The sequence below is a fragment of the Cryobacterium breve genome, assembly GCF_004402375.1.
In the GTDB taxonomy this organism is placed as follows: Bacteria; Actinomycetota; Actinomycetes; order Actinomycetales; family Microbacteriaceae; genus Cryobacterium; species Cryobacterium breve.
On record NZ_SOGJ01000009.1, the window covers coordinates 1 to 7,635 of the forward strand.

At 69.9% G+C, this 7,635-nt stretch carries 8 protein-coding genes; 5 read left to right on the forward strand and 3 right to left on the reverse strand.

What is annotated here, in order from left to right:
- Window positions 1–198 precede the first annotated feature (198 nt).
- Window positions 199–618, reverse strand: coding sequence for a DUF302 domain-containing protein (locus E3O65_RS02480; protein WP_134362180.1), 420 nt, complete (start codon window positions 616–618; stop codon window positions 199–201).
- A 158-nt stretch (window positions 619–776) separates the two neighbouring features.
- Between E3O65_RS02480 and E3O65_RS02485 the strand changes: the two genes are divergently transcribed.
- From E3O65_RS02485 to E3O65_RS02505, 5 genes are all read left to right on the forward strand, one after another.
- The gene (locus tag E3O65_RS02485) at window positions 777–1,739 is read left to right on the forward strand and encodes a siderophore-interacting protein (RefSeq protein WP_134362181.1); all 963 of its coding nucleotides are present in this window, start codon (window positions 777–779) and stop codon (window positions 1,737–1,739) included.
- A gap of 78 nt (window positions 1,740–1,817) precedes the next feature.
- Window positions 1,818–2,870, forward strand: coding sequence for an iron-siderophore ABC transporter substrate-binding protein (locus tag E3O65_RS02490; RefSeq protein WP_134362182.1), 1,053 nt, complete (start codon window positions 1,818–1,820; stop codon window positions 2,868–2,870).
- Between the two features lie 34 nt (window positions 2,871–2,904).
- Complete coding sequence (locus E3O65_RS02495; RefSeq protein WP_134362183.1) at window positions 2,905–3,966, forward strand: FecCD family ABC transporter permease; 1,062 nt, start codon at window positions 2,905–2,907, stop codon at window positions 3,964–3,966.
- A complete protein-coding gene (locus E3O65_RS02500) occupies window positions 3,963–5,069 on the forward strand; it encodes a FecCD family ABC transporter permease (protein WP_241985570.1) in 1,107 nt (368 codons plus the stop codon). Before E3O65_RS02495 ends, E3O65_RS02500 begins: the two co-directional genes overlap by 4 nt.
- Window positions 5,069–5,893, forward strand: coding sequence for an ABC transporter ATP-binding protein (locus E3O65_RS02505; RefSeq protein WP_134362184.1), 825 nt, complete (start codon window positions 5,069–5,071; stop codon window positions 5,891–5,893). The genes E3O65_RS02500 and E3O65_RS02505 overlap by 1 nt, the downstream gene beginning before the upstream one ends.
- A gap of 169 nt (window positions 5,894–6,062) precedes the next feature.
- On the opposite strand, the gene E3O65_RS02510 is transcribed toward E3O65_RS02505, so the two are convergent.
- Together E3O65_RS02510 and E3O65_RS02515 are read right to left on the reverse strand one after the other, a co-directional pair.
- Window positions 6,063–6,905, reverse strand: a complete 843-nt coding sequence (locus tag E3O65_RS02510; protein WP_134362185.1) for an SDR family oxidoreductase — start codon at window positions 6,903–6,905, stop codon at window positions 6,063–6,065.
- Window positions 6,906–6,952: 47 nt separating this feature from the next.
- Window positions 6,953–7,312 (reverse strand): Fe-S oxidoreductase, encoded by a 360-nt coding sequence (locus tag E3O65_RS02515; RefSeq protein WP_134362186.1) that lies wholly within the window; start codon window positions 7,310–7,312, stop codon window positions 6,953–6,955.
- Window positions 7,313–7,635 lie beyond the last annotated feature (323 nt).

The window sequence follows — 7,635 nt, forward strand, 5'->3', positions numbered from 1 at the left end:
ACCCCTTGGTACTCATGGACGAACTCGCGGATCTCCGCCGCGTTGAACCCCGGGCTGATCGACATTCCCTTGCCTCCTACTGCTTGTGAAGTGACTCACAAGCAGCTTGACGCAGAGGGTTTCGGCAGGTTCGGGATCATTTTTGGCACAAACTCCGTCGAATTCGTTCCAGACAGTTTGGGGGCGTTGCTGCGTGGGTTATTGCGCGGCGCCGGCCAGCACGGCGGCGAGCACTGCGCGCAGCCGGGCATCTGCTTCGATGGAGACCTGCTTGATCTCCGGCGTGGTGCTGAGCTGCGCCATGATGGCCGGGTCGAGGGCCTCCACGGTGGTCTCCGCGTCACCGGTGTGACGGCGCACGACGACGTTGCAGGGGAGCAGGGCGCCGATTCCGGGGTCGGCGGTCACGGCCCGCTGGGCCAGGGCGGGGTTGCAGGCGCCGAGAATCAGGTACTCGCCGACGGCGTCGGCGGCCTCCTGGCCGAGTTTGGCGGCGAAGGTGGCTTGCATATTGATCTCGGTCAGCACGCCGAAGCCCTGGTCGGCCAGCGCTTCGCGGGTCATCCGGACCGCTTCGTCGAATGAGACATTGATCGTGACGGTGTGTGCGTAGCTCATGCTGTTCCTCCACTTGGCTGACAGCCACTCTGTGACTTTCACTCCGATTTCCACTCGGGACGGCGCGATGCCCCCGAGACCATCATGCGCGCCCCCGCCCCGGACTGCCACTGCGAACGGGGTAGTCTAGGTTAGGTTAGGCATGCCATACTTAGGGCATGCTTACCTCGTCGGATGCACCCGCCGCCACCCGCCCTCGCGCGAGCTACCGGCCGTATGCCGTCGCGGTCGCGCAGGTGCTCCGGCTGTCGCCCTCGTTCACCCGGGTCACCTTCACCGGCCCCGAACTGCACCGGTTCGGCACGGCCGGACTGGACCAGCGGATCAAGCTCGTACTGCCGCTTCCAGAGTCCGGGCTTGCGCACTTCCCGGCCGATCACTCCTGGTACGACCGCTGGCGCCTGCTGCCCGACGAACACCGCAACCCGCTGCGCACCTACACGGTGAGCCGGGCGCGACCGCACCTGCGCGAGGTCGACGTGGACTTCGTGAACCACGGCGACGGGCCCGGGGAAGACGCCGTCGACGCCCGCCACACCCGTGGCCCGGCGGCACGCTGGCTGGCCGAGGCCGCCGTTGGCGACCGGGTCGCGATCGTCGGCCCGGATGCAGAGGGCGAGAACCCGCGCGTCGGCATCGAGTGGCAGCCCGGCACGGCCCACACTCTGCTGCTCGCCGGCGACGAGACGGCGGCCCCCGCGATCTGCGCCATCCTCAAGGCCCTTCCCCGGGACGCCCGCGGCGCCGCCTTCATCGAGGTGCCCTGCGCCGACGACAGCCTGACGACGGATGCCCCGGCCGGGGTGCGCGTCTCCTGGCTGGCCCGCTCCGGGGTGCGCGGTGCCCGCCTCGAGCCGGCCGTGCGCGGCTGGGCGGAGGGCTGCCTGGCGGCGCGGCAGACCGCGGGGCAACCCGCGGACGCTTCCGCCGTCGATCCGGAAGGCGACGTGCTCTGGGAGGTCCCGGAAGGCTGCCCCACCGACGGTCTCTACGCCTGGCTGGCCGGCGAGGCCGGCGTGATCAAGCGCCTGCGCCGTTTCCTGGTTTCGGAGTCGGGGCTCGACCGCCGCCAGGTCGCCTTCATGGGTTACTGGCGCGACGGGAAGTCCGAACTGAACTAGTCCGGCCAGCCCGAACCTGCATTTCTCCCCGCTCGTCTCGCACGCACCGGCGCCTCGCGCCCGTCGAAAGGAACGCCCATGTCTGCCTCCCTCTTCCCGTCCTTTCACGCACGGGGCATCCGACGCGCAGCCGCGTTCGCCGGAGCCACCGCGGCCCTGCTGCTGCTGGCCGGCTGCGCCCCTGGCGCCGACGCCGACCCTGCTGCCCGCGCCGACACGTCCGGTTCATTCCCGGTGACGATCGAGAGCGCCCTCGGCGACGCGGTCATCGAGAGCGCGCCCGAACGGGTCGTCACCATCGGTTGGGGCTCGGCCGACACCGCCATCGCGCTCGGTACCATTCCGGTGGGCGTGGAAGCGGCCACCTGGGGCGGCGACGATGACGAGTACTTCCCCTGGGTGCGGGCGGCCATCGAGGACGACGGGGCCGAGCTGCCGGAGACCTTCGACGTCTACCCTGAGGTCGACGTCGAGGCCGTGCTCGAGCTGGCCCCCGACCTGATCCTGGCGCCGCAGTCGGGCCTCTCGGCGGAGGACTTCGCAACCCTGTCCGCGATCGCCCCCACCGTGGCCTTTCCGGAGGCCGCCTGGCGCACCGCCTGGGACGACCAGATCACCATCATCGGCACGGCCCTCGGCAAGAGTGACGAAGCCGCCGCGCTGATCGACGGTGTCACGGCCGCCCTCGACGCCGCGGCCGCCGAACACCCCGAATTCGCCGATCTCAGCTTCGCCTACGTGTACACCGCCGAACCCGGGCAGCTGGCCATCTACCAGGAGGGCGACTCGCGGGTCGACCTGATTTCCGGCCTCGGCCTGACCCTCGATTCCACCACCTCCGCCGTGCCGCTCACTGAGGGCAGCTTCTCCTCCACCGTCGGCCTGGAACGCGCCGACCTGCTGAACGACGTGGACGTGCTCTTCACCTGGTTCAACGACGAGACGAACCAGGCCGCGATCGAGGCGCAGCCGCTGTTCGCCCAGATCCCGGCGTTCGAGCGCGGGTCCTACGTGCCGAGCGTCGACAACCAGCTCGCGATGGCGTCCAGCATGCTCACCCCGCTCTCCGTGCCGTGGGCCCTCGACGCCTACGTGCCGATGATCGCCGCCGCCGCGGCCGCCGCGCAGTAGCGCGCGCCGGCACGGATCCCCGGGCAGTCCCGACATGACCCTCGTCAGCGCGCGGCCCCGCTCCTCCACGGTGCACGCCTTCCTGCCGGCGGGAGGTGCGCGGCGGCGTCGCGCCTCGGGGCGTGCCCTCGGACTGCTGGGCGCTGTGCTCGTGCTGGGACTCGTGGTGCTCCTCAGCCTGATGGTCGGCAACAAGCAGATCCCGGTAACGGATGTCTGGGTTGCTCTCTTCGCCCCCGGCGACAGTTACGCGCACACCGTGGTGGCCAGCCGCATCCCGCGCACGGTGCTCGGACTGCTCGCGGGCGCCAGCCTGGCCGTGGCCGGAGCGGTCATGCAGGGAGTCAGCCGCAACCCGCTCGGCGACCCGGGCCTCTTCGGCGTGAACGCCGGCGCGGCCGCGGCGATCGTGGTCGGCACTGCCTTCTTCGGGCTCGGCTCCGCGGCCACCAGCGTCTGGGTGGCGCTGCCGGGCGCTTTCCTGGCCGTGATCACGGTCTACCTGATCGGATTCGGCCGGGGGCCTGGCACGCCGGTGCGGCTGGTGCTCGCCGGCGTGGTCGTGACCGCCATCCTCTCGGCCGTCATCTCGGCGATCACGCTCAGCCTGCCGACCGTCTTCGATGCCTACCGTTTCTGGGTGGTCGGGTCCCTGGCCGGCCGCGACCCGCAGGTCATCATCGACGTGCTGCCGTTCGTGCTCGCGGGCCTGCTGCTCGCCCTGCTGCTGGCCGGCCCGCTCAACGCGCTCGCCCTCGGCGACGACACCGCCCAGGCCCTCGGCGCGCACGTCGGACGCACCCGACTGCTCGGCGCGGTCGCGACGACCCTGCTGGCGGCGGCGGCGACCGCCGCTGTCGGCCCGATCGGGTTCGTCGGCCTCGCCGTGCCGCACATCGTGCGCACGGTGACGGGCGCCGACCACCGCTGGCTGCTGCCGTACTGCCTGGTCGCCGGGCCGGTGCTGCTGCTGCTCGCGGACATCCTCGGGCGGATCGTCGCCCGCCCGGCCGAGCTCATGGTGGGCATCATCACGGCCTTCGTCGGCGCCCCGATCCTGCTGCTGGCCGTGCGCCGAATGGCGGAGCGAGAGTGAGCGCCCCGCGGCGCACGGGGCTGCGCCCGACCCTGCCGCGCCCGACCCTGCCGCGCCCGACCCGGCAGCGTCCGACGGTGCTCCGCGCCGGGGACTGGCTCAGCCTGCCGGTTCGCCGCCGATCGGTGGCCGTGGTGGCCGCCACCCTGCTGGCCGTGCTCGTCGTCGCCGGGCTCACCCTCACCCTCGGCCGACTCGGCGTGGCCCTGCCCGACGTGGTCGCCGCGCTGCGGGGTCGTCCTCTAACCGGTACCGACGAAATCGTTCTCGGCACCCTCCGCGGCCCGCGACTGCTCGTGGCCCTCGGTGCCGGAGCCGCGCTCGGCGTGGCCGGCACCCTGTTCCAGACGGTCACCCGCAACCCTCTCGGCAGCCCGGACGTGATCGGGCTGTCGGCCGGCGCATCCGCCGGGGCCGCGGCGTTCGGACTGCTCTGGACAGGTATCCTGCCGGTGCCGCTCGGCGCACTGTTGGGCGCGCTCGCCGCCATGGGGCTGGTCTTCGTCGGCACCGGGCGCGGGTTCTCCTCACCCGGTCGGATGCTGCTGGTCGGCATCGGCGTGTCGGCCATGGCCTTCGCCTTCGTTCAGTTCGCCCTCGCCCGGGCCGGCCGTGAGCAGGCCACGACCCTCGCCGCCTATCTCAGCGGGAGCCTGGCCTCGCGTTCCTGGGACCACGTGTCTGTGATCGCGATGAGCCTGGCCGTGTTCTTGCCGTGCGCGCTCGCCCTGACTCGTCGGCTGCAACTGGTCGAGATGGGGGATCTGCAAGCGGATGCCCTGGGCGCCCGCAGCGCGCTCACGCGCGTTCTGGCCGTGCTGGTGGCGATCGGGCTGGCCACCGCCGCGGTCAGCGTGGTCGGACCGGTGTTGTTTATCGCCCTGACCGCCCCGCAGATCGCGAAGCGCCTCACTCACGCGCCAGGGCCTGGCATCGTGGCGTCGGCCCTCACCGGAGCGCTGCTGCTGGCCCTCGCCGACCTGCTCACCCAGCAGTCGCCGCTCCCCGTTCAGCTGCCCGTCGGGGTGCTCACGGCCGTGCTCGGCGGTGTGTACCTGGGCTTCCTGCTGCTCTCCCACTGGAAGAAAGGAACGGTCACCTGATGCCCGGATCCCAGCCCACCTCTCGGCTGGCTGCCCGCGACCTGCACCTGGCCTACCGCCGGCAGGTCGTGGTCCACGACCTGACCCTCGACCTGCCCGACGGCGGTTTCACGGTGATCGTGGGACCCAACGCCTGCGGCAAGTCGACGCTGCTCAAGGCCCTGGCCCGCACCCTGCCCCCGGCGAACGGCACGGTATTGCTCGACGGCGCGCCCATCCGTTCACTGCCGAGCCGGGCGGTCGCGCGGCAACTGGCCTTGCTGCCGCAGAGCCCGCTCGCGCCTGAGGCGATCACCGTGCGCGACCTCGTGGGCCGTGGCCGCTACCCGCACCAGGGACTGCTGCGGCAGTGGTCGGCCGATGACGCCCGCGCCGTCGACGCCGCGCTGGCGGCCACCGGCATCGCCGATCTAGGCGATCGCTACCTGGCCGAGCTGTCCGGCGGGCAGGGGCAGCGGGCCTGGATCGCGATGGTGCTGGCGCAGGAGGCCGAGCTCGTGCTGCTCGACGAGCCCACGACCTTCCTCGACATCAATCACCAGTACGAGGTACTGGAGCTCTGCGCCCGGCTGCACGAGCAGGGGCGCACCCTGGTGATGGTGCTGCATGACCTGGGTCAGGCCGCGCGGTACGCCACCCACCTCGTGGTGATGCGTGCGGGTGAGATCGTGAAGCAGGGTGATCCCACCGAGATCCTGACCGCGGAGCTGGTCGAGGATGTCTTCGGGCTGCCCTGTGTCATCCTGCCTGACCCGGAGTCGGGAACCCCGATCATCGTGCCGCGCCGACGTCAGCCGGTCGTGGCCGTGCCGTCACGCCGCTAGCAGACCTTGCCCCGAACGAATTCGACGGAGATTTTAGGCCACGCAGGCCTGGAAGCCTGGAGAGAGCGCTATCACAGCAAAATCTCCGTCACATTCGTTCGACACCGGGAGCCTCCCGCAGGAAGCCCAGTGCCGGAGGCTGTGGCTAGGTGGCTAGGTAGCTAGGTGGCTAGGAGGCTAGCGGCGCCGAGTGTGCGGCGACCAGCGTGGAGCTCAGCTCCCAGAGGTCGGTCGCGAGCTGCTGGTCGTAGGCCTGCTTGTTCGCCTTCTGGATGCGACGTTTTTCGTAGTACTCGCCCGATGCCCAGTCGGTGCCCGGTCTCGCGGTGGCCAGCCATACCAGGGTGTCGGCGCCCTGCTCCGCCCCGAGGAGCAGTCGCTTCAGCGGCGTCTGGTAGATGAGCCGCATCAGGGTTGTCGACCCGGTGGAGAAGCTGGTCGCCACCACGCCGGGGTGGAAGGCCGCCGTGGTGAGTCCGAGATCGTTGTAGCGGCGCTGGAGTTCCCTGGTGAAGAGGATGTTCGCGAGCTTGGCGTCGCCGTAGGCCTTGTTCGGGGAATACTTCGTCTCAGCCTGCAGATCACCCAGATCGATCTTGCCGAAGAGTACGTTGGCGGCGCTGGATGTGTTGATCACCCGGGCCTGGCTGGCGACGAGCCGGTCCATCAGCAGGGTGGTGAGCAGGAACGGCGCCAAGTGGTTGACCTGGAGGGTCTTCTCATGGCCGTCGACGGTGATTTCACGCTCGCCCATGATGCCGCCGGCGTTGTTGGCGAGGACGTCAATGCGCGGGTAGCGCTCCTGCAGTTCTGCGGCGAGGGTGCGCACCTCGTCGAGGGAGGCGAAGTCGGCCACGACGAAGTCGGCGCCGAGTGACTCGGCGACTGCCGCGGTCTTGGCGGGCGAGCGGCCCACGATCACGACGCGGTCGCCGGACTGGCTCAGGGCGCGGGCGGCGGCGGCGCCGATCCCGTCGCTGGCGCCGGTGATCACGATGGTGCGTGCGGTCATTCTTGGTCCCCCTGGGATATTGACATGGCTATTCTTCGACTTCTGGGCTACGTGACATAACCGCCCTGTGCGAGACCGGCCTCGATTTCGAAACGGTTTCGCAGCGGATTGCGACCGGCCACCAGGTAGAGCAGCGGGAAGACCATGCCGAATCGCTGCCACTGGCGTTTGTGCACGGCCTCGTGTTCGAGGATAGCCGTCGACACGTTCTGGTTGGTCAGGTAGCAGCCGCCGACACAGGATCCGCCGCGACCGAATGACCAGGCGGGCATCCCGCGGAAGATAATGAGGCCGTTTCGGCGCTCGACCTTGCCGGTGCTCCAGATCGACCCCCAGATCACGCCGACGGTGGTGGCGTAGAAGTAACCGGCCCGGCTGACGGGGGAGTCGAAGAGGATGCGGCGCACCCATCCAGCGTAGGCGGCCCCGTCGACAGAACCCTGAGTTTCCCGTGCGGGCTTTCGCCGAACCAGGTCTGACCGATATTCGATATAACGTATCTGATTGTGTATTCACCCTAGATAGTTTGTTCTATCTGAGATAGACTCATGTTGTGACGAACCTCCTGGAACGCCTTGATGCGGATGCCGCGCCCGGTCCGTGTGCTGCGACGGGGGTGGTTGCCGAGTTGCGGGCCTTCGCGGCGGGGCTCGGGGAATCTCTGCGGTGTTCGGGGGTGCGTGGTTTCGACGATGACGGGCTGTTGCTGGTGACGGCGGCGGTGGAGGTG